This window comes from Paractinoplanes rishiriensis (assembly GCF_016862375.1).
Taxonomy (GTDB): domain Bacteria; phylum Actinomycetota; class Actinomycetes; order Mycobacteriales; family Micromonosporaceae; genus Actinoplanes; species Actinoplanes rishiriensis.
On record NZ_BOMV01000073.1, the window covers coordinates 120454 to 142401 of the forward strand.

Annotated in this window: 17 protein-coding genes; 14 read left to right on the forward strand and 3 right to left on the reverse strand. The window is 73.6% G+C overall.

Translation table 11 applies throughout. The annotated features are described in order from the left end of the window. Positions 1-14: 14 nt before the first annotated feature. Genes vioD through Ari01nite_RS34795 form a run of 4 tightly spaced genes read left to right on the forward strand, consistent with a single transcriptional unit; the run spans position 15 to position 3638 of the window. On the forward strand, positions 15-1121 hold the full coding sequence (gene vioD / locus Ari01nite_RS34780; RefSeq protein WP_239163289.1) for a capreomycidine synthase: 1107 nt from the start codon (positions 15-17) through the stop codon (positions 1119-1121). Continuing rightward, positions 1118-2143, forward strand: a complete 1026-nt coding sequence (locus Ari01nite_RS34785) for a Rieske 2Fe-2S domain-containing protein (protein ID WP_203786503.1) — start codon at positions 1118-1120, stop codon at positions 2141-2143. Before vioD ends, Ari01nite_RS34785 begins: the two co-directional genes overlap by 4 nt. Further along, positions 2140-2910 carry a thioesterase II family protein gene (locus Ari01nite_RS34790; protein WP_203786504.1) on the forward strand — a complete coding sequence of 257 codons (771 nt, stop codon included), beginning with the start codon at positions 2140-2142 and terminating at the stop codon, positions 2908-2910. The genes Ari01nite_RS34785 and Ari01nite_RS34790 overlap by 4 nt, the downstream gene beginning before the upstream one ends. A 2-nt stretch (positions 2911-2912) precedes the next feature. Continuing rightward, positions 2913-3638, forward strand: coding sequence for a thioesterase II family protein (locus Ari01nite_RS34795; RefSeq protein WP_203786505.1), 726 nt, complete (start codon positions 2913-2915; stop codon positions 3636-3638). On the opposite strand, the gene Ari01nite_RS34800 is transcribed toward Ari01nite_RS34795, so the two are convergent. Together Ari01nite_RS34800 and Ari01nite_RS34805 are read right to left on the reverse strand one after the other, a co-directional pair. Further along, on the reverse strand, positions 3632-4630 hold the full coding sequence (locus tag Ari01nite_RS34800) for a D-2-hydroxyacid dehydrogenase (RefSeq protein ID WP_203786506.1): 999 nt from the start codon (positions 4628-4630) through the stop codon (positions 3632-3634). The two genes, Ari01nite_RS34795 and Ari01nite_RS34800, sit on opposite strands and share 7 nt — an antisense overlap. Continuing rightward, positions 4579-4785, reverse strand: a complete 207-nt coding sequence (locus Ari01nite_RS34805; RefSeq protein WP_203786507.1) for an MbtH family protein — start codon at positions 4783-4785, stop codon at positions 4579-4581. The genes Ari01nite_RS34800 and Ari01nite_RS34805 overlap by 52 nt, the downstream gene beginning before the upstream one ends. A 174-nt stretch (positions 4786-4959) precedes the next feature. Between Ari01nite_RS34805 and Ari01nite_RS34810 the strand changes: the two genes are divergently transcribed. The 10 genes from Ari01nite_RS34810 to Ari01nite_RS34855 are packed head-to-tail and all read left to right on the forward strand — an operon-like array spanning position 4960 to position 20800. Further along, entirely contained in the window at positions 4960-6759 is a 1800-nt protein-coding gene (locus Ari01nite_RS34810; protein ID WP_203786508.1) for a non-ribosomal peptide synthetase, read from the forward strand. Positions 6760-6762: 3 nt separating this feature from the next. Beyond that, a complete protein-coding gene (locus Ari01nite_RS34815) occupies positions 6763-8064 on the forward strand; it encodes a cytochrome P450 (RefSeq protein WP_203786509.1) in 1302 nt (433 codons plus the stop codon). Continuing rightward, positions 8051-9322, forward strand: a complete 1272-nt coding sequence (locus tag Ari01nite_RS34820) for a cytochrome P450 (RefSeq protein ID WP_203786510.1) — start codon at positions 8051-8053, stop codon at positions 9320-9322. Before Ari01nite_RS34815 ends, Ari01nite_RS34820 begins: the two co-directional genes overlap by 14 nt. Positions 9323-9331: 9 nt before the next feature. Then, positions 9332-10345 (forward strand): guanitoxin biosynthesis L-enduracididine beta-hydroxylase GntD, encoded by a 1014-nt coding sequence (gntD, locus tag Ari01nite_RS34825; RefSeq protein WP_203786511.1) that lies wholly within the window; start codon positions 9332-9334, stop codon positions 10343-10345. Then, on the forward strand, positions 10345-13521 hold the full coding sequence (locus Ari01nite_RS34830) for a condensation domain-containing protein (RefSeq protein WP_203786512.1): 3177 nt from the start codon (positions 10345-10347) through the stop codon (positions 13519-13521). Before gntD ends, Ari01nite_RS34830 begins: the two co-directional genes overlap by 1 nt. Further along, a complete protein-coding gene (locus Ari01nite_RS34835; protein WP_203786513.1) occupies positions 13518-14678 on the forward strand; it encodes a pyridoxal-phosphate-dependent aminotransferase family protein in 1161 nt (386 codons plus the stop codon). The genes Ari01nite_RS34830 and Ari01nite_RS34835 overlap by 4 nt, the downstream gene beginning before the upstream one ends. Then, on the forward strand, positions 14675-18313 hold the full coding sequence (locus tag Ari01nite_RS34840; RefSeq protein WP_203786514.1) for a non-ribosomal peptide synthetase: 3639 nt from the start codon (positions 14675-14677) through the stop codon (positions 18311-18313). The genes Ari01nite_RS34835 and Ari01nite_RS34840 overlap by 4 nt, the downstream gene beginning before the upstream one ends. Beyond that, positions 18310-18612, forward strand: a complete 303-nt coding sequence (locus tag Ari01nite_RS34845; RefSeq protein WP_203786515.1) for a phosphopantetheine-binding protein — start codon at positions 18310-18312, stop codon at positions 18610-18612. The genes Ari01nite_RS34840 and Ari01nite_RS34845 overlap by 4 nt, the downstream gene beginning before the upstream one ends. Continuing rightward, positions 18609-19877 carry a cytochrome P450 gene (locus Ari01nite_RS34850; protein WP_203786516.1) on the forward strand — a complete coding sequence of 423 codons (1269 nt, stop codon included), beginning with the start codon at positions 18609-18611 and terminating at the stop codon, positions 19875-19877. The genes Ari01nite_RS34845 and Ari01nite_RS34850 overlap by 4 nt, the downstream gene beginning before the upstream one ends. Beyond that, the gene (locus Ari01nite_RS34855) at positions 19874-20800 is read left to right on the forward strand and encodes a thioesterase domain-containing protein (RefSeq protein WP_203786517.1); all 927 of its coding nucleotides are present in this window, start codon (positions 19874-19876) and stop codon (positions 20798-20800) included. The genes Ari01nite_RS34850 and Ari01nite_RS34855 overlap by 4 nt, the downstream gene beginning before the upstream one ends. On the opposite strand, the gene Ari01nite_RS34860 is transcribed toward Ari01nite_RS34855, so the two are convergent. Continuing rightward, positions 20790-21935, reverse strand: a complete 1146-nt coding sequence (locus Ari01nite_RS34860; protein WP_203786518.1) for a winged helix-turn-helix domain-containing protein — start codon at positions 21933-21935, stop codon at positions 20790-20792. The genes Ari01nite_RS34855 and Ari01nite_RS34860 overlap by 11 nt on opposite strands. Positions 21936-21948 lie beyond the last annotated feature (13 nt).

Here is a 21948-nt window from a genome sequence, read left to right on the forward strand (position 1 = left end):
GCAACGACGTGCGGATGGGACCGGCCCGGCTGGAGGACTGGCTGCGCGACCGCTATTTCACCGCGACCTACGACCTGAGCAGCAGCGGGGTCGAGCCGTGGAGTTACGGCGAGCTGCGCGACCGGCTCGGCCTCGACCCGGCGCGGCTCGACCGGATCCGCTTCACCGACAATCCCTCGCTGGGCAACGGGTGCCTCCGCGAGGCGCTCGCCGCCCGGTTCGCCGGTGGTGACCCGGACCGGGTGATGACCACGCACGGGTCCAGCGAAGCCGCCTTCCTGGTGTTCAACGAGCTGCTGTCGGCCGGGGACCGGGTGGTGGTGGTCGAGCCCGCCTACCACGCCCTGCGCGACGTACCCGAGGCGATCGGCTGCGAGGTGGTGCCCTGGCGGCTGCCGGCCGAGCGGGACTTCGCCGCCGACCTGGCCGAGCTGGACCGCCTGGTCGCCCCGGGGACCCGGATGGTGATCGTGAACCTGCCGCACAATCCGACCGGCGCCACGATCACCGCCGCGCAGCAGCGCGAACTGGTCGACGTCGTGCGCGGCGCCGGCGCGTACCTGCTGTGGGACGCGGCGTTCGCCGAGCTGACCTACGGCGGGCCGGCGCTGCCCGACCCGGCGCTCACCTACCGCCGGTGTATCTCGCTGGGCACGCTGTCCAAGGCGTACGGCCTGCCGGGGCTGCGGGTCGGCTGGTGCGTGGCCGACCCGGACCTGTTGCCCCGGCTGCTGCCGCTGCGCGATCGCATGACGTTGGCGCTGTCCCCGCTCGTCGAGTTCGTCGCCACCGCCGCGGTGCGGCGGGCCGGCGTGCTGCTCGCCGATCGGCTGCGGCAGGCGGCCGAGAACCGGGAATCGCTGCTGGCGTGGGCGGCGACCGCACCCGGCGTGGCGCCGCTGGCGCCGCCGGCAGCCGGGGTGACCGCGTTTCCCCGGCTGCTGGTGGACGACGTGGACGCGTTCTGCACCGGGCTGCTCGCCGCCGAGGGGGTGCTGCTCGCGCCCGGTTCCTGCTTCGGCCATCCCGATCGGGTCCGGCTCGGTTACGGCGGCAACCGGCGAGATTTCGAGCTGGGCCTGGAAAGGACGTCGGCGATGCTGGCCAAGGTGGCGCGATGACGGCTCTGGAAGCGATCGAGCGACGGTTCCTCCGGCACGTCTGGTTCCCGGTCGCCCGGCGCGACGACGTCGGCGAGGCGCCGGTGCGCGCCACCCTGCTCGGCACCGACCTGGTCGTCTACCAGGCGGGTGACCGGGTCGTGGTCGCCGCCGGGCACTGCCCGCACCGGGGGATGGCGATGTGGCTCGGCCGCCCGACCGCCGACGGGCTGGAATGCCCGTACCACGGCTGGGTCTTCGCCGCGGACGACGGCCGCTGCGTACGGATCCCGTCGCTGCCGGACGGCACCGCGGCGGGGCCGCCCCGCCTGCGCACGTATCCGGTGGCAGTGGCGTACGGGCACGTCTGGACGTCCCTGGCCGAACCGTACCTGCCGATGCCTGAGCCCGCGGTGCCGGCGGACCGCGGCTGGCGGTTCGCCTACGGCGTTCCGCACGACCTGCGGTGCGGGATGCGCCAGCTGACCGAGAACTTCCGCGACATCTCGCACTTTCCGTTCGTGCACGCCGGCACGATGGGCGACCAGGCGCGCCGGGTGGTCGATCCGTACCGGGTGGTGCGCGACGGCTGGCGCCTGCGGTGGGGCATGACGACCGACCTCGGCGGCACGGCGCTGGGCGGCAACACCGCACTGGCCAACAAGATCCGGTTGACGCACGGCGTGGTGCTCCCGATGGCGGCGACCGTGCACACCGAGTTTCCGGACGGCGGCCGCCGCTTCCTCGCCCAGTTCGCCACGCCGCTGGACCAGGACGGCGGCCGGGTACGGCTGTTCTGGACGCTCGGCATCGACCACATCGTGCGGGAGAAGCACGGCGTCGACATGAACGAGATGTGGGACTACGAGCGGCGCATCTTCGAGGAGGACTACCCGATCGTGGAGAACCAGGTGCCCGCCGAGGCCCCGCTCGATCTACGCAGCCAGCAGCACACGGCGGCCGACCGTTACAGCGTGGTGTACCGCCGGACCTACGCCGAGTTGCTCCGCGCCTTCGCGGCCGACACCGGGACGCAGTCGTGACCATCGCCGCGGGCACTTGGACCGTACCCGTGCGACGCCTGGCCTACCCCCGGGCCCGGCTGATCGGCGTGCCGTACGCGGGCGCCGGAGCGGCCGCGTTCCACGGCTGGCCCGCCGAGCTTCCCGAGTGGCTGGAGCTCTGGGCGGTACGCCTGCCGGCCCGGGAGACCCGGATCGGTGAGCCCCCGATGGCCGACGTACACGCTGTGGTTGCCGCCGTCGCGGACGCCCTCGCCGGGTTCGACGACACCCCGTATGCCCTCTACGGGCACAGCATGGGCGCCCTGGTCGCCTTCGAGCTGGCCCGCGAGCTGCGCCGGCGGGGATCACCCGCGCCGGTGCGCCTGTGCGTGTCCGGCCGGCGGGCGCCGCAGCGGGCAGACGACCTGCCCGGCATCTGTCACCTGCCGAAACCGGAGTTCCTGGCGGCGGTCCGCCGGCTCAACGGCATACCGGAGCAGCTCTTCGACGAGCCCGGGCTGATCGACGTCCTCGAGCCGGCGCTGCGGGCCGACTTCGCGGTCTGCGAACGGTACCGGCACACGGCCGAGGAGCCGCTGGCGACCGGGCTGTCGGTGTTCGGTGGCGACCGCGACCCGACCACCGACCTGGAGCAGCTGCACGCCTGGCGCCGGCAGGCCGCCGGCCCGTTCGTGCTGCGCACGTATCGCGGCGACCACTTCTTTGTCCACACCCGCCGCCGGGAACTGCTGACCGATCTGGTCGGCGACCTGGGCCGGGTAGTCAGCTCGACGGAACGGGCCTGAGCATGGCCGGACGGTGGTCACTCAAGCCGGTGCCGGCGCACGCGCGCCGGTTGCTCTTCGGTTTCCCGTACGCCGGTGGCGGCGCCTCGCTGTACCGGCAGTGGCCCCAGGAGGTGGCCGGCTCCTGGTTCTGCCCCCTCCAGCCGCCCGGGCGGGAACACCGGTTCGGCGAACCGCCGGTGCGCACCCACGCCGAGTTCACCGCCGCGCTGGTGGAGTTCCTCGCCGGTTATCGCGACCGGGAGTACTCGTTCTTCGGGCACTGCGGAGGCGTACCGCTGGCACTGAGCACGGTGCTCGCGCTGGAGGACGCCGGCCTGCCGTTGCCGGTCCGGGTGTTCGCCTCCGGGTGGGGCGCACCGCACCGCGGTCTCTACGGCCCACTGAACTTCGTCGACCTGCGGACGGCGGACCTGCACGCGGAGGTACGCGGGCTGTTCCGGCGCATCGGGCTGACGGCCCGCCCGGACGTCGTCGACATCGCCGCCGCGAATCTGCGGGTCGACCTGGAACTGCACCGGCCGCACCGCTACGACGCCGCCCGCTTCCTGCCGGCGCCGGTCACCGTGATCGCCTGGAGCGACGACGACGTGGTGCCGGTCGACCAGGTATGCGACGGCTGGGCGGAGTGCGCGGACGTGACGTACCACGTGCTACCGGGCGAGCACTTCGCCTTCACCCGCTGCCCGGACGCGCTGCGTGAGCTGTTCGCCCGGCCGGCTCAGTAGCCGGTCACCGGGTCGAAGCCGGTGAGCGGCTCGCCGCGGCGGTACCGCGCGATCCGGTCCAGGTAGCCGGCGACGAATCGCTCGTCGGTGGCCGGGGTCCGGTCGGCACAGTGCGGCGAGATCAGCAGATTCGGTGTGGTCCACAGGCCGGAGTCCGGCGGCAGCGGCTCGACGTCCAGCACGTCCAGGGCGGCGCCGCCGAGCCGGCCCGAGCACAGCGCCCGGACCAGCGCGTCCTGGTCGACCACCGGCCCGCGCCCGACGTTCACCAGCAGCGCATCGGGTGCCAGCCGGCCGAGTTCGGCGGCGCCGACGAGGCCCCGGGTGCACGCGGTCAGCGGCACCGCGACGACCAGGACGTCCAGGCCGGTCAGGAACGCCGCCAGCCGGTCCGGCCCGTACACGGCGCTCAGCTGCGGGAACTCGGGCGGATCGTCCGTTACGCCTCGCGCGGTGCGGCGCAGGCCACGCACCCGGGTCCCGAAGGCCGCCAGCAGCCGGGCGCATTGCTCGCCGACGTCCCCGAGACCGAGCACGCCGACCGTGCAGCCGGCCAGCTCGCGCAGCTCGAACGGATCCAGCCAGCGGCGCTCGGACTGCGCCCGTAGCAGCTCCGGCACCCGTCGCAACAGGGTCAGCAGCAGGACGACGACGTGCTCGGCCACGGCCGCGCCGTGTGCGCCCCGGCCGGTGGTCAGCACGGTCCGGGCGGGCTGCAGCAGTGCGGCGATCCGTGGGTCGACGCCGACACTGCGGGTCTGTACCCAGGCCGGCGCCGGCCCTGCGCCGAGCAGATCGAGCAGCGGCTCGGGGTCGTACGTCCAGGCCAGCACGGCCTCGGCCGGGCCCTGGTCGACCGGAGTCGCCTCCGGCCAGGCCCGCTCGACCCGCCGCAGACAGTCGTCCGGCGGATCACCGAGCACCGCGAGGCGCACCCCGGTCAGCGCGACTCCATGGCGAGGCGCACCGAGCGCGGCCGCATGTCCGTCCACACCTGCTCGATGTGCGCCAGGCAGTCCTGTTTGGTGCCCTGGACGCCGTCGGCCCGCCAGCCGGCCGGCGGCTCGCGGTCGGCGAACCAGATCGAGTACTGCTCCTCATCGTTGATGACGACCTGGTACGTACGGCTGTCGTCCTCGTCGGACATCGTGCGGCCTCCCCCATCGGCGGTCCGGATTCCGCCGCCGACGCTAGGCCCCGGGCTGCCGCACCACATCAACACTTGTCCACCGCGGGGCTCAACGACGCGCCGATGTCAGGCCGGCTTCCGCGCTCATAGCCTCGGCGGCAACAGCGCCGATCACCGAATCCGAGGATCTCGATGCACGGGGATGACAGGCTCAGGATCGCAGCCGGCACCGTCACCGCGATGGTCGACCGGTGGACGTCGCAGCGGCCGGACGCGGTGGCCGTCGCCGAAGGCACCAGCACGCTCACCTACCGGGAGCTCGACGACCGGGCGAACCGGCTGGCCGCACTGTTGCGCGCCCGGGGTGCCGGGCCGGAGACCTTTGTCGGGGTGGCGCTGCCGCGCTCGACCGACCTGGTGGTCGCGTTCCTCGCCGTGCTCAAGGCCGGCGCCGCCTACGTGCCGGTGGACCTCGAGTACCCGCCGCAACGACAGGCGTTCATGCTGGCCGACGCCGGCGTCACCGCGATCGTGAGCACCGCCGAGGTGATCGGCGGCGACGGCCTGCCGCTGCACGGGTGCCCGGCGCCGGTCATCACGATGGAGCAGGCCGCGGACGCCGGCACCGGGGCTCCGGCGCCGGTGCTGGGGCGGCACGCCGCGTACGTCATCTACACCTCCGGCTCGACCGGCGTCCCGAAGGGCGTCGTCGTCGAGCACGACGACGTGGTGGCGCTGGTGACCGACGAACCGCGCCTGGCGGTGCGCCCCGGCGACGTCGTGGCGCAGCTCGCGCCCACCTCCTTCGACGCCTCCACGTTCGAGATCTGGGCGGCCCTGTGCCGGGGCGGCACGGTCCGGCTGCTGCCCGGCCCGCAGTTGTCCGTCCAGGAGCTGAGCGCGCAGCTGCGGAAGTGGCGGCCGGACTGGCTATTCCTGACCACCGGCCTGTTCCACCTGCTCGCCGACTTCGCGCCGGACTCACTGGCCTCGGTCGGCACGCTGCTCACCGGCGGGGATGTGCTGTCGCCCAAGCACATCCGGACGGCGGCCGGCGTCGGCTCGACCCGGGTGCACGCGGCGTACGGCCCGACGGAGACCACCGTGTTCGCCTCGCTGCACGACGCCGGGCCGGACGACCACGACATCGTTCCGCTCGGCCGGCCGCTGGCCGGCATGACGATGCGCGTGCTCGACGCCGACCTGCGTCCGCTGCCGGCCGGTCAGATCGGCGAGATCTACCTCGGCGGTGCCGGGATCGCCCGCGGGTACCAGTTGCGTCCCGGTCTCACCGCGGAGCGGTTCCTGCCCGACCCGTACGCCGGCGGCGCGGGGGTCCGCATGTACCGCACCGGAGACCGCGGCCTGCGGCGGCCGGACGGAACGTTCGAGTTCCACGGCCGGATCGATCGCCAAGTCAAGATCCGCGGCTTCCGGATCGAGCTGGGCGAGATCGAGGCGGTGCTCACCGCGCATCCCGCCGTCGGCGGCGCCGTGGTCGTGGCCGTTCGGACTCCGGACGGGGGCAAGCGGCTGGCGGCGTATGTGGCCGGCGGCGAACCGGTGATCTCCGAGCTGCGCTCGTGGGTGGCGCAACGGCTGCCGGCCTACGCGCTGCCCTCGTTCTACGTCACCCTGCCGGCGCTGCCGCTGGACAGCAACGGCAAGTTCGACCGCGGCGCCCTGCCCCAGCCCTGGACCTCGCGATCCGCGCTCACCGGCCTGCCCGGCTTCGTGCCGCCCGGGACGCCGGCCGAACGGACCATCGCCGGCGCCTGGACCGACGCGCTCGGCCTGGACACCGTCGGCGTGCACGACAACTTCTTCGAGCTGGGCGGCGACTCGCTGCTCAGCGTCAGCGTGCTGGAACAGCTGCGCGCCGAGGGCATCGACCTCACCGCCGGCGCGTTCTTCGGCAATCCGACGGTGTCCCAGCTGGCCGCGTACGTGTCCTGCGGTCTCGAGACGGCAGCCGCCGGGGATCGGGGCTGAGCCGTGCGGATCGGCGGCAACCCCGGCAGCCCGGTTCCGCTCGCGGCCATCGACCTGGTCGCGCCCGAGCGGTACCGCAGCGGCGACCAGCACCCGGCGTGGCGCACGCTGCGGCAACAGGCGCCGGTGTGGTGGCACGACCGCGGCGGGCAGACCGGCTTCTGGTGTGTGACGCGGCACGCCGACTGCGAGCGCGTGCTGAAGGACCACCGCTCATTCAGCTCGGCGGGCGGCACGATCCTGGCCTCGGTCGGCGCCCCCGACCCGGCCGGCGGCCGCACCATCTCGCTGATGGACCCGCCGCGGCACACCGTGCTGCGGACGACAGCGATGCGCTGGTTCAGCCACTCGGTCGTGCGGCGGCGGGCCGGCCGGATCCGCGGCCACGTGCGCGCGCTCGCCGACCGCCTGGCGGCCGGTGAGATCGACTTCGCCGCACTCGCGCGCCGGCTGCCGATGGCGGTCACCGGTGAGCTGATGGGAATCCCGGAGCGGTACTGGGACGACCTGGCGCACTGGACCGCGGTGGGCCTCGCGCCCGAGGACCCGGCCTGGTCGCCGGGGCCGGACGTGGACGCCACGTTGCGCCGGGCGCACCACGAGATCTTCGCCTCCTTCCTCGAGATCATTCAGGCGGTACGCGCTCGGCCCGGCGACGACCTGATCTCGGCGCTGATCCGGCTCGCCCCGGACGGCCGGCCGATGGACGACCGGACCGTGCTGATGAACTGCTACAGCTTCATGGCCGGCGCCAACTCGACCACCCCGCATGTCGCCGCCCACACGCTGCTCGCTCTGATCGAGCGCCCGGCCCTCTGGCACGAGCTCGCCGCCGCGCCGGATCTGCTCGGCGCGCTGGTCGAGGAGGGCGCGCGGTGGACCTCCACCCCGCACCATCTGGTGCGCCGCGCGGTCACCGAGGTGCGTCTGGGCGGCGTACGGATCGCAGCGGGCGACTGGGTGGCCGCGTGGCTGCCCTCGGCCAACCGGGACGAGACGGTGTTCACCGACCCGTACACCTTCTCCCTGCGCCGGCCGTCCAACCCGCACCTCGGCTTCGGCGCCGGACCGCACTACTGCATCGGCGCGCCGCTGTCCCGGATGGCCCTGACCATGTTGTTCGAGGAACTCCTCGGCCGCTTCGAGCGCATCGAGCCGGCCGGCCCGCCCCGCCACCTCTACTCGAACTGGATCAACGGGCTCACCTCGATGCCGGTCGCCGTGACGCCGCGCCGGCGGGTCCGCGGGGCGGTCCATGATCCGGTCGCCGCGATGGAGGACGCCCGTGCGCATGATCACCCCTGACCTCGAGAATCTGCCCGAACTCGGCGAGATCGACCTGTACGACCCCGAGCGGTACCGGACCTCGTCGCAGCACCCGGCCTGGCACACCCTCCGGCTGCGGGCGCCGGTCTGGCCGCAGTCGACACCGGACGGTGACCGGTTCTGGTCGGTCACCCGGTTCCACGACGTCTCCACTCTGCTCATGGACGACAAGCGGTTCAGCTCCGCGTACGGGACCATCCTGGCGGTCGCCAAGGGCGACATCGCGGCGGGCAAGACGATCAATTTGATGGACCAGCCGGATCACGCGGGCGTGCGTCTGCCGGCCATGCGGACGATGTCGACCCGGGTGGCGCGCGACCGCAAAGAGGCGGTCCGCCGGCACGTGCGCCGGGTGCTCGGCAGCGCACTCGACGGCGGCACCGTGGACTTCGCCGAGCTGGCCGCGCACCTGCCGCTGGCCGCGGTCGGCGACATCGTCGGCATACCCGAATCAGCCTGGCCGGGGCTCCCCCGGCTGGCGATGGCCGGCGTCGCGCCCGGTGATCCGTCGTATTCGGCGGGGGCCGAGTCGGACACCCTCACCGGCGCCCACTTCGAGATCTTCGCGATGTTCACCGAGCTCGTCCGGGAACGGCGGCGCCGGCGGCGCGACGACCTGATCTCCGTGCTGCTGGACGCCGACCTCGGCGGCCGCCGGCTGAGCGAGCACGAGCTGGTGCTCAACTGCTACAGCTTCCTGATGGGCGCGGTCACCACCACGCCGCAGGTCGCCGCCCACCTGATCCAGGTGTTCATCGACCAGCCGGGCACGTGGCGTCGCGTCCGGCAGGATCCCGCGCTGGTGCCCACGGCGGTCGAGGAGGCACTGCGCTGGGCGTCGCCCACCAACCACCTGATGCGGCGCGCCCGGTGCCCGGTGCGCCTCGGCGGCACGCTGATCGACGAGGGCGACCTGGTCTGCGGGTGGGTCGCCGCGGCCAACCGCGACGAAACCGTCTTCGCCGAGCCGTACGCCTTCGACCCGGCCCGCCAGCCGAACCCGCACCTGGCGTTCGGCGTCGGTGCGCACCGGTGCATCGGCGGCCCGCCGGCCCAGGTGGTCCTCGCCGTCCTCCTCGAGGAGCTGTGCGGGCGGGTCGACGAGATCGTGCCGGCCGGCGCGCCGGTGCACATGCGATCCAATTTCATCAACGGCATCACGAGCCTGCCCGTGGAGTTCCGACCCGGCGGCCGTTCCGAGCGGGTCGCGGCCGGTGCCGCGACCGTCACCCGATGAGGCGACGACATGGACGAGATCAGGTTGACCGCCCGCGAGGTCGAGCAGTGCCGGACGGTGGTGCGCGAACTCGCGGTCTCCTTCGGCACCGTCGAGGACCCGGAACTGCTGGCCCGGGCCACCGTGCACGCCCAGGAGCTGCCCCGCCCGCTGCGGTACCGGCTCAACGACTTCCGGCTGGCCGAGAGCAGCGCCGCCGTGCTGATCAGCGGATTTCCGGTGGACGAGGACCGGATCGGGCCGACGCCGGAGCGCTGGGGTGCGCAGCCCGACACCACCAGCACGTTCCCCGAGGAGGCGTTCTTCCTGCTGTGCGCCAGCCTGCTGGGTGAGCCGTTCGGGTGGGCGACCCAGCAGGGCAGCCGGCTGGTGCACGACATCGTGCCGATCCGCGGCCACGAGGAGTTGCAGCTGAACTCGGCCAGCACGACGCAGATCTGGTGGCACGTCGAGGACGCGTTCCACCCGTTCCGGGCCGAGTACCTGGGCATGATGTGCATGCGCAACCCGGACCGGGTGGCCACCACGTACGCCCCGGTCAACGGCGTGAAGCTGGCGTCCGATGTGGTGGACGTGCTGTTCCAGCCGCGGTTCGTGATCCGGCCCGACGAGTCGCACCAGATCGAGGCGGACGCCGGCGACGAGGGCACCATGGTGCGGCGCAGCTACGAGCGGGTCGGCCAGATGCGCGACGAGCCGGTCCGCATCGCGGTGTTCTTCGGCGACCGGGACGCGCCCTACCTGCGGCTCGACCCGTACTTCATGGACCGCACCCCGGACGACCCGGAAGCCGAGGCGGCACTCGCGGCGCTCAGCGCCGAGCTGGACCGCACGCTGACCGATCTGACGCTGGCACCGGGCCAGATCGTGTTCGTCGATAACTACCGGGCGGTGCACGGCCGCAATCCGTTCCGGCCGCGCTACGACGGGCGCGACCGCTGGCTCAAGCGCGTCAACGTGACCCGTGACCTGCGCAAGTCAAGGGAGCTGCGGGCCGGGCCGGATGCCCGGGTGCTGTACTGATGACCGCAGGATTCGTCTCGGACGACCTGCGGGCCCGGGTCGACGCACTGCCGCCACAAAAGCGCGCGCTGTTCGAACGGCTGCTCGCCGAACGGTCCCGGCCGGGCGTGCACGAGCTGTCGGTGACGCAGCAGGGCCTCTGGTTCCTCGACCGGGTGCTGCCGCGCAGCCCGCTCTACACCATCGCGTGGCGCTGCGAGTTGCGCGGCCCGCTCGATGCCGGCGCCTTCGAGCGGGCCGTCAACGCGACGGTCGCGCGGCACGAGACGCTGCGCACCAGGTTCGGTTTGATCGACGGGCGGCCGGCTCAGCTGGTGGCACCGGAACTGGTGCTGCGGGTGCCGGTGGAGGACCTCAGCGCCACCCCCGGCCAGCAGCGGGAAACCCTGCTGGACGGCCGGATCGAGGAGCTCACCGCGGACGGCTTCGACCTGTCGCACGGGCCGCTGCTGCGAGTCACCGTGTTCCGGCTGGCCGCCGAGCGGCACGTGGTGCTGCTGCTGGCGAACCACATCGTGTTCGACTACGTGTCCACCGACATCTTCCTGGCCGAGGTGGTGCGCGGCTACGACGCGCTGGTCACCGGCCGGGAGCCGGATCTGCCGGCGCTGCCGATGCAGTACGGCGACTTCGCACGGTGGCAGCGCCGCCATCTCAGCGGCGACCGGCTGGCCGCGCTCACCAGGTACTGGACGGACCGGCTGGCCGGCGCGGACGGCGTTCCGGACCTGCCCACCGATCGGCCGCGCCCGGCGGTGCAGTCCTTCCGCGGCGCCGGGCACGTCTTTGCCGTGCCGGCCGAGGTGATGGAACCGCTGCGCGCACTCGCCCAGCGCGAACGGGTGACGCTGTTCATGGTCTATCTCGCCACGTTCCAGACTCTCCTGCACCGCTACAGCGCGGCGGCTGCGGTCAGCGTCGGCGTGGCGGTCGACGCGCGGACCCGGCCGGAGCTGCGCCCGCTGATCGGCTTCTTCATCAACTCGGTGGTGGTGCGCACCGACGTCTCCGGCAACCCGTCGTTCCGCGACCTGCTCGACCGGGTGCGCCGGGCCTGCCTAGAGGCGTACGAGCACCAGGATCTCCCGTTCGATCAGGTGGTGGAGGCGGTGGCTCCGGCTCGCAGCCTCAGCCACAACCCGCTGTTCCAGGTCACCTGCGCCCTCGACGAGCCGGTGTCGCTGGGACTGGCCGGCGGCGGTGTCGAGGTCATCGCGCTCGACGCGGTGCACACCGGTCAGGCGAAATTCGATCTTTCTTTCGGCGGTACGCTGCACGGCGGTGCGGCGCAGGTACGCGTCGACTTCAATCGGGACCTCTTCGACGAGGCCACGGTCGCCCGGATGGGCCGGCACTTCGTCGCGCTGCTGGCCACCGTCGGCCGCGACGCCCGGCAACCGATCGACCGGCTCCGCCTGACTGACGACCGGGAACGGTCAGCGGTCCTCGGCTGGGGCATCCCGGAGGCGCTCCCCCGGCCGGACGTCATCGACGCTTTCGCCCGGCAGGCCGCCGCCCACCCGGATACGCCGGTCCTGGTCGACGGCGAGTTGCGGCTCTCCTATCGCGAGCTGGCCGAACGGGTGGCCGCTACCGCCGCCCGGCTCACCGGCGACGGCATCCGCACCGGTGACGTGGTCGGCATCGACCTGCCGCGCGGCGCCGACCAGTTGGTGCTGGTGCTGGCCACTCTCCAGGCGGGAGCAACGGTGGCGCCGGCATCCGGTCCGGCCCCGACCGGCCCGACTTCCGCCGGGCCGGCTCCCGCCCAAGCCGGGCGTCTGGTGGCCTGCCGCACCCGCACCGCCGGCACCACCGGAGCGGCCCGGACCGTGGAGGTGACCCGGGCCGCGCTGGCCGCCGCCGTGGCCGGATATGCCCGCGCCCTCGGCCCGCGGCCCGGCGACCGGATCGCCTGGCTCGCCGAGCCGGGCAGCCCGGAGGCCGTCGAGACGATCGGTCTGGCGGTGTCCACCGGCGCCACGCTCCACCCCGTGCCGGCGCCCACCGCGGCCGGTCTGGCCGAGGCCGCCCGGCTCGGCGCGGTGACCATGGCCCTGCTGCCCGGGGTGCTGGCCCGGCAGGTCGACGCGGAGACGCTGACCCGGCTGCGGTCGGCCGTAGCGATCGGCGAGGGCCGGCCCGGGGCCGCCCACGCCGGGCTGGTGACCGCTTACGGCACCGCCGAGACCGGACCGGTGGCCTGGACCATGGCCGGACCCGACGAGACCGGGGCGGTTCAGCTGGGCCGTCCGGCGCCCGGTTCCCGGGTGTACGTGCTCGACGACCGGCTGGAACCGCAGCCGGTCGGGGTCCACGGCGAGGTCTACCTCGGCGGGCCGGGGCTCGCCCGCGGGTACCACGACTCGCCCCGGGCGACCGCCGGCGCGTTCCGGCCCGATCCGTTCGCCGGCGAGCCGGGAGCGCGCATGGTTCGCACCGGTGACCGTGCGCGATGGCGCGCCGACGGCACGCTGGAGTACGGCGGGCGGATCGGCCGCCCCTGGTCCGACGCGGCCGGCCGGCCGTTGCCCTGCCTGCGGATCGCGGCAGTGGTCGGCACCCACCCGGCGGTGGCCGACGCCGTGGTGGTCAACCTCCGGCGCCGGCACGCCGACCCGGTCCTCACCGCGTACGTCGTTGCGCACGCCGACTGCGTCGCACCGGACCTGCGCGAGCTCCAACGCTTTCTGGCGGCCGCGCTGCCCGACTATCTGATTCCCGGCGCGGTGGTGGCGGTGCCCCGGCTGCCGTCCGGTCCGACCGGTCGCCTGGACCTCGCCGCCCTGGCACCGCCCGACGCCGAGGTCGCCGGGCGACGTCCGGCGTTGCCGCGCAACGCCACCGAACGGGTGCTGGCCGGCGCCTGGGCCCGGGTGCTCGGGGCGTCCGACGTCGGCGCCGACGACAGCTTCTTCGATCTGGGCGGCCACTCGTTGCTGGCGGTGCAGCTGCTGGCGTACGTCGGCGAGTTGTTCGGCCTGGAGCTCGAGCTGTCCCTGCTGTTCCAGGCCGTGACGCCGGCCGCGCTGGCCGCGGAGCTGGCCGGGCGGCTGGGCGGGGCCGACCGGCTGGAGACCACGGCGACCGCCGTCGAGGCGGTGCTGACCATGTCCGAGGAGGAGCTGGCCGCACGGCTTGCCGAGACGGACGCCGCACCCGAGGAGATCCCATGAGGCACAAGTACCGGCTGATGGTGCCCGGCCCGACGACGATGCCGCCCGAGGTGATCGCCGCTGGGGCGCTGCCGGTGTTCGACGAACGGATACCGCGCTTCGCCGAGCTGTTCCGGCAGGTCCGGGACAACCTGCGCGCGGTCTTCCGGACCCGCAACGACGTGCTGGTGTTCGCGTCCAGCATGACCGGCGCGATGGAGAGCGTGCTGCAGAACGCGTTCTCACCGGGCGATCGGGTGCTGGTCGCCGTCAACGGCTTCTTCGCGCAGCGCTGGGCCGACATGTGCCGGGCGCACGGGCTGGCGGTCACCGTCCTGCCGGTGCCCTGGGGTGAGCCGGTCGACCCGGCCCGGGTCTCGGCGGCCCTGGCCGCGCACCCGGATGTCGTCGGGGCCGTGGGCGTCCACTGTGAAACGTCGACCGGGGCGCTCAGCGATCTCCGCGGTTTTGCCGCCGTCACCGGCGCGGCCGGTGTGCTCTCCGTCGTCGACGCCGCTTCCAGCCTTGGCGCGGACGAGTTGCGCACCGACGAGTGGGGCGTCGACGTGGTGGTCGGCGGCGGGCAGAAGGCGCTCATGACGCCGGCCGGGCTGAGTTTCGTGACGGTCAGCGAGCGGGCCTGGGACGCGCACCGCCGGTCCACCGGTGCCCGCTACTACTTCGACTGGACGGCCACCCGGGACGCCGTCGAGACTCGCGGCGCCACCCCTTTCACGCCCGCGGTCAGCCTGATCGTCCAGCTGGACGTCGCACTGACCCGGATCCTGGCCGAGGGCCTACCACAGGTGTGGGCCAGGCACGAGAAGATCGCCGGGGCCGTGCGCGCCGGCCTCGAGGCACTCGGGCTCCGGGCGACGGTCGCGGCCGAGCACGCCAGCGGCGCGGTGACCGGGGCCTGGCTCCCGGACGGCCTCGACGGCACCACGCTCGTCGCCCGCCTACTGGACGACTACGGGGTCCAGATCACCGGCGGTCTCGGCCCGCAGGCCGGCCGGGTGATCCGCGTCGGGCACTGCGGGTACGTCGACATGCTGGACGCCGTCGCCACCCTCGCCGCGCTGGAGCAGGCCCTCGCCGACTGCGGGCACGTGGCCGCACCGGGCGCCGGCGTGACGGCCGCCCGGCGAACGCTGAACGGCGCGGGAGTGCTCCGATGACGGCCACCACGCTGCCCGCCACGCCGGTGCCGCTGGTGCACGACATGGTCGGCCGGCACGCGGAGCAACGGCCGTCGGCGCCGGCGCTGGAGCACGACTGCGGCGTACTGACCTATGCGGACCTGGACCGGCGGGCCGGCCTTCTCGCCGCCGGCCTGCACGGCTACGGCGTCACCACCGAGTCGGTGGTGGCGATCCTCGCCCACCCGTGCCCGATGGTCGTCGTCGGCGCGCTGGCCGCCATGCGCGCGGGCGCCGCCTGGGTTCCGGTCGATCCGGATTACCCGCCGGAGCGGATCGCGTCGGTGCTGGCCGACAGTGGTGCCGCCGTCGTGGTCGCCGAGCCGGGCACGGCCGCGCTGGTGCCCGCGCACGACGGCCGGCCGGTGCTGGTCGTTCCGCCGGACGCGGCCGGGTACGACGACGGTGCCCGGCTCCCGCTGCCGCCCCCGGCGCCCGGCAACGCGGCATGCGTGATCTACACGTCCGGCTCGACGGCCGCCCCCAAGGGTGTCGTGATCACCCACCGCGGGCTGTCCAACCTGGCCGTCATCGCCACCCGCCGGTTCGGGCTGCAACCTGGCGACCGGTTCCTGCAGATGGCCTCGATCAGCTTCTCCGCGTTCTTGGAGGAGGTGTTCCCGGCCCTCTACGCCGGCGCGACGGTGCTGCTCGCCGGTTTCCGTCGCGCCCTCACCTCGGTGCCCGAACTGCTGCGCGTCCTCGACGAGCGGGCGGCCACCGCGTTCGGCATCACCACGGCGCACTGGCACGAGCTCGTCGACGAGCTGACCCGCTCCGGAGCGCGCCTCCCGGCCGGGGTCAGGTTCGTGCTGATGGGCGGCGAGCACGCCCGCCCGGACCTGGTGGCGAAGTGGCCGGACCTGGGGCCGCCGCTGGTGCACGTCTACGGCCCCACCGAGGCGACCGCCACGGTCACCTACTTCCACACCGGGGAGTGTGACGAGGCCGAGCTGCGGGCCGGGCGGCTGCCGATCGGCACTGTCGTCGCCAACCTGCACGTCCGCCTGCTCGACGACGAGATGCGGCCGGTGCCGGCCGGTACTCCCGGCGAGCTGTACGTGGGTGGCGACGGGCTCGCCCGCGGCTACCGCAACGCCCCCGCCCTGACCGCGGCGCAGTTCCGGCCCGACCCGCACGGCACGCCCGGCGACCGGTTGTACCGGACCGGTGACCTCGTCGTGCTCGGCGCGGACGGCAACCTCGAGTTCGTCGGCCGGGTCGCCGGGCGCGGCGGCCAGCAGAAGCTGAACGGCCACCGGTTCCTGCCGGCCGAGATCGAGGCGGCGCTGGAGTCCTCGCCACTGGTGCGCCGCGCCGCAGTGCTGGTCCGGGAGGACCGGCCGGGGCAGCGCCGGATGGTGGCGTACCTGGTGGCTGAGCCCGGTGCGGCGCCGACCGGGCCGGCGCTGCGGGCACACGTCGCCCGCACACTTCCGGAACCGCTCGTCCCGGCCGCCTTCGTGTTCCTCGACGAGCTGCCGCTGACCTCGCACGGGAAACGGGATCTGGACGCGTTGCCGCCGCCGGAGTCGGCGCGGCCCAGGCTGGACCACCCGTACGTCCGGCCGGCCACGCCCACCGAGTCGGCGCTGGCCGGTATGTGGTCGGCGCTGCTCGGGGTCGCACCGGTCGGGGCCACCGACAACTTCTTCGAGCTCGGCGGCGACTCCCTGCTCATGGGCCGGTCGACGGCGCGGCTGCGGACCCGGTTCGGCGTCCGGCTACCGGCCGCCGAGGCGTACGGCGCCGACACGGTGCGCAAGCTCGCCGCTCAGCTCGACCGGCGGCGCGCTGCCGGGGAAGCCCCGGACGCGGACGACCTGACCCGCTCGCGGCGCCGATCGCAGCTGGTCAGCCAGGCGTTGCAGGCGAAGGGCTCGCTGTCCGGCGCCACCCTGCTCTCGGTCAGCCAGCAGGGTCTCTGGGTGCTGCACCAGCTCAGTCCGGCCAGTCCCCGGTACAACGTGGCGTTACGCCTGCGGATCACCGGGCCGCTGGAGGAGGACCTGTTCGCCCGGGCGCTGGACGCGGTCGTCGCGCGGCACAATGCGCTGCAGTGCCGGTTCGGCACCGTGGAGGGACGAGCGGTGCAGGCGCCCCGGTCCGCACCGGCCGGCGCCGCCCTGCGCCGGATCGAGGTCGACGGACTGGCCCCCGAGGTGCAGGTGAACGTGGTAGACGGCGACATCACCACGGACGCCGCCCGGCCGTTCGACCTGGAGCGGGGGCCGATGTTCCGGGCCGCGCTCTACCGGCTCGGCGATCACGAGTACGAGTTCGCCTGGACCGCCCACCACCTGGTGTTCGACGGATGGTCGGCCCGGATCCTGCTGGACGAGCTGGCCGCCTGCTACGCCGCCCTCCGCGACGGCGTACCGCCCGCCCTGCCGGAGCCGGCCGCCGGCTACCGGGACTTCGTGAGCTGGCAGCGCGACCGGCTGCGCGGCCCGGACCACGACCAGATGCTGCGATTCTGGTCGGACCGGCTGCGCGACCCGCCACCCCCGCTCAACCTCACCGGACGCTCCCGGCCGGCGGGGTATGACGCGGTGGCCGCGAACCTCCGCCTCCCGCTCTCCGGCGGACTGCACGACGGGCTGACCCGCCTGGGCCGGGCCGAACGCGCGACGCCGTTCATGGTCCTGCTTACCGCCTTCTACGCCGCCCTGTACCACCGCAGCGGCCGCACCGACCTGTGCGTCGGCTCCCCGGTGGCCAACCGGATGCGGCCGGAGTTCGAGCAGGTCGTCGGGTTCTTCGTGAACACCGTCGTGCTGCGCGCCGACGTCTCCGGCGAACCCACCTACCGCGAGCTGCTGCGCCGGGTGCGGGCCATGTGCCTGTCCGCCTACCAGCATCAGGAGCTGCCGTTCGACGTCCTCGTCGAACATCTCCAGCCGGCCCGTGAGCACGGCGTGAACCCGCTCTTCCAGATCAACTTCGCGGTGGACACCGCGTTCGGTTCGGACACCGGGATGCCCGGGTTCGTGCTGCATCAGGGCCGCGAGGTGCCGCTCGGCGCGGCCAAGTTCGACCTCACCTGGCTGGTCGAGGCGACCGGCGGCGGGTATGTGGTCGCCGTCGAGTACGACCGCGATCTGTTCACTGCCGGCGAGGTTACCGAGCTCGCCGGCATGTTCCGGACGATTCTCCAGGACATGGTGGCCGACCCGCAGACACGGGTGTCGCGGTCCGTGCCGCCGGGGTCGACGGCGGCCGGGCCGCCGGCGACCCCGGCCGGCGACCGGGTGACCCGGCGGCTCCAAGAGATATGGTCGGCCGCGTTCGGTGGCCTGGCGGTCGGCGTCGAGGACGACTTCTTCCAGCTCGGCGGCCATTCGCTGCTCGCCTCGGAGCTGTCGCTGCAGATCGGTGCCGCGTTCGGCATCGAGCTGCCGCTGCGCACCTTCTTCGAGGCGCCGACCATCGCGGAGCTCGCGTCGATCGTGCGGGACGCCGACCCGGTGGAGCCGTCCGGCTGGCCATCGGAGCCGGTGACCGGTGACCGGTCACTGCGGGAACTCCTGGCGGAGATCGAGAGCCTGCCCGACGAGCAGGTGACGGCCGCCAGCACCGACATCGATCCGGAAAGGCGGGCTACGCGGGGATGACGACGAGTGTGCAGAACGGCCCGGCGGACCGGGCCGGCAAGGGGCTGTCCAGCGCGTACCGGCAGCCCGGAACACCGCTGGAGGCGGATCTGGCCCGGCTCTTCGCCGCCCGCCTCCAGGTCGCGCCGGTCGGCGTCGACGACGACTTCTTCGAGCTGGGCGGCCACTCGCTGATGGCCGCCGAGCTGCTGCTCGACATCGAGCAGGAACTGGGCTTCGAGGTCACCGCACGCACCCTGTTCCTGCAACCGACCATCGCGCAACTGGCGGCGACGATGGCCGGGACGGAGGAGCGATGAGGCACATACCCCGGAGCGATCCGGACTCCGTCGACCTGGACGCTGCGGATCTGGCCGACCCGGCCACCTTCCGCGACGGCGATCCGCACGCCATCTGGTGGGCGATGCGCGAGCGCGACCCGGTGCACTGGCATCCGCCCACCCCGGATCGGATCGGCTTCTGGTCGGTGACGCGGTACCCGGACGTGGAGGCGGTCCTGCGCGACCACCGCGCCTTCACCTCCGAGGGCGGCACCCTGCTGACCCTGCTCGGCCAGCCCGACCCGGCCAGCCGGCAGCAGTTGTCCGCCACCGACCCGCCCCGGCACACCCGGATGCGGGCTCCGCTGCAACGCCTGCTCACCGGGCGCGACACGCAGCAGCACGCCGGCCTGATCCGGGAGCGGGTGATCCGGATGCTGGCCCCAGCGGCCGGCGGCGAGCCGTTCGACTTCGCGGCCGCCGTGCACAGCCTGCCGGTGGTCACGTTCGGCACGCTGATGGGGCTGCCCGAGGACGACTGGTCATGGCTGGCGCACACCGCGGAGATGGCCGTGGCGCCCGACGATCCGGTCTACCGGCTGCCGGAGGGGCGGGTGGAGACCGCCCGCCGCGCGCACCGGGAGCTGTTCGCCTACTTCCAGGACGCCGCCACCCGGCGGGCCCGCGCGCCGGGCGACGACCTGCTCAGCCTGCTGCTAACCATGGAGGTCGACGGGGAACCGCTCGATCGCGGCGCGGTGCTCGCGAACTGCTACCTGCTGCTGATCGGCTCCACGGTGACCGTGCCCGAGGTGCCCAAGGCGGCGCTCGCCGAGCTCATCCGGAACGGCGGCTACGCCGATTGGGCGGACCGTCCGGAGCTGCTGCACAGCGGCGTGGAGGAGGCGCTGCGCTGGGCCTCCCCCGCCAACCACGTGCTGCGCTACGCGACCCGGGACGGCGTGGTGGGCGACCGGCGGATCGCGGCCGGCGAGGCCGTGGTGGTCTGGTACGGCTCGGCCAACCGGGACGCGGCGGTGTTCCCCGACCCGTTCCGGTTCGACGTGCGCCGCCAGCCCAACCGGCACCTGACCTTCGGCAGCGGCCCGCACTACTGCGTCGGCTTCGCGGTCGCCCGGCTCACCCTGCACATCCTGTTCGAGGAGCTGTTCCGGCGGTTCGCCGGCTTCGAGCTGGCCGGTGAGACCGCGCACGTCACCTCGAACTTCATCGCCGGTATCACCCGGATGCCGGTGGTCGCGCGGCCGCGCACGCTCGCCGGAACGGCGGCCGGGTCGTGGTGAGCGGCGGCAAGCCGCGGTGGCTGCTGCACGAGCCCGACGACAGCGCCGAGGCCCGCCTGTTCTGCCTGCCGTACTCGGGCTGCGGCGCCAGCATGTACCGGCGCTGGCCGCGACGGCTCGGCGGCCTGGAAATCTGCCCGGTGCAGCCGCCCGGCCGGGAGAACCGGATGCGGGAACCGGCGTACGGCACGTATGCCGAGCTGGCGGCCGATCTCATCGCGTCGCTCGCCGGCTACTTCGACCGGCCGTTCGGGTTCTTCGGCCATTGCGGTTCGGCTCTGTCCGCGTACGAGACGGCAGTGCAGCTGGAGGCTGCGCACGGACCGCAACCCACCGCAGTCTTCGTGTCGTCACAGGTGGCGCCGCAGGACGGCCCGTACGGCTCATATGTGACCATGTCCGACGCCGAGTTGCGGGACGAGGTGGGTGTGCTCATCCGGCAGATGGGCGGCACGCCGACTCCACAGCTGGTCGAGCTGTGTTACGAGGTGATGCGCGCCGACGTCGGCGCCAACGCCCGGTACCGGATCGCGGAGCCGGCCGTGCTGCGGGCACCGGTGGTCGCAATCGGCTGGGACGCCGACACCAACGTGGATCACCGGCTGATGGGTGGCTGGGCCGCGTGCAGCCGGGATCCGGTCGCGGTCGTGTTGTCCGGGGCGCACTTCCAGTTCCTGGACGCGCCGGCCGACCTGCTGGACGTGTTCGCCGCCCACCTCGCCGGCACCCGGCAGACCTGGCGGGTCACCGTCGACCGCGACGTCTGCGTCGGTTCCGGCACCTGCACCGCGGCCGCGCCGCACGCCTTCGTGCTGGACGACGAGGACAAGTCGACGCCACTGCTGCCGCTGCTGGAGCCCGATGAGAGCGTCCGGCTCGCGGTCGACATGTGCCCGACCGCGGCGCTGCGCCTCACGATCTGAGCAGCTGCCGCAGCCGGTCGGCCAGGCCGGCCGGCTCGGTGTGCTCGACCACGATGTCGTCGCAGGCCACCCACGTCGCCGCGGCGCGCACGGCGGCGACCAGGTCGGCGGCGGCGTCCGGCTCCTCCAGGCAGGCGTGCCGGACCACCAGGGTGGAGCCGTCCCGGGCCGGGTCGACCCGGCCGGCGATGCGCCCGCTCGCCAGCACCGCCATGGTGAAGTAACCGTGCAGTCGCTGCGGCTTCGGCCGGTAGGCCTCGAGCAGCACCACGACCCCGAAAAGCCGCCGCATCCGTTCCCGTGACCAGATCAGCGAGTCGAACGGGGACAGCAGCGCCGGCCGGCCGGCTGGCCCGGTCGCGGCGCCGAGCGTGCCCGGCAGCGTATAGCCGACCTCGGGCCAGCCCTCGACCTGGACGGCGATCAGGTCGCTGCGCCGCACGGCGGCGTCCACCGCGCGCAGCCGCAGCCAGAAATAGTCGGCGATGTCCCGCCGGGTGGCCACGCCGAGCGCCGTCACCGCGGCCCGGACCAGCGTGTCGTGGCACTCGTCGTCGCTCGGGTCGGCGGCGAGCAGATCGGCCGGGAGGACCCGTTCCGGCAGGTCGTAGACCCGTTTCCAGCCACGCCGGTCGGTGCAGGCGATCGCACCGGTCGCCCACAGCCACTCCGCCATCGTTTTCGCCTCGGACCACTCCGACCAGCCGCCGGACCGGCTGGCACCGCCCAGGTCGGTGACCGTGACCGGCCCGTCGGCGAGCCGGGCACGCACCTCGGCCAGCGCGCGCCCGGGTGGGCCGGCGGCGGTCATCCGGGCCAGCTTCTCGCGCCGGCGGAAGGCGAACGAGGGCCACAGAGCGGCCGGCAGCAGGCATACGCCGTGGGCGGGATACTCGAACGCGGTTGCCGGACGCGCACCCCAGTAGGCCCGCTCGATCGCCGGCCGGCTGGCCGGGCCGATCCGCGCGTACTGCACCAGCTCGTGCGACCGGGCCAGGACCGCGATCGTGTCCAGCTGCACCGCGCTGATCCGGCTCAGCACCTCGGACGGATCGCGGCCGGCCGGAGCACCACCGAAACCCTGCGCGTGCAGCGCCAGAGCGGTCGCCTCCGCCGCGTCCATGCTGAGCTTCACCGGCACGTCTCCC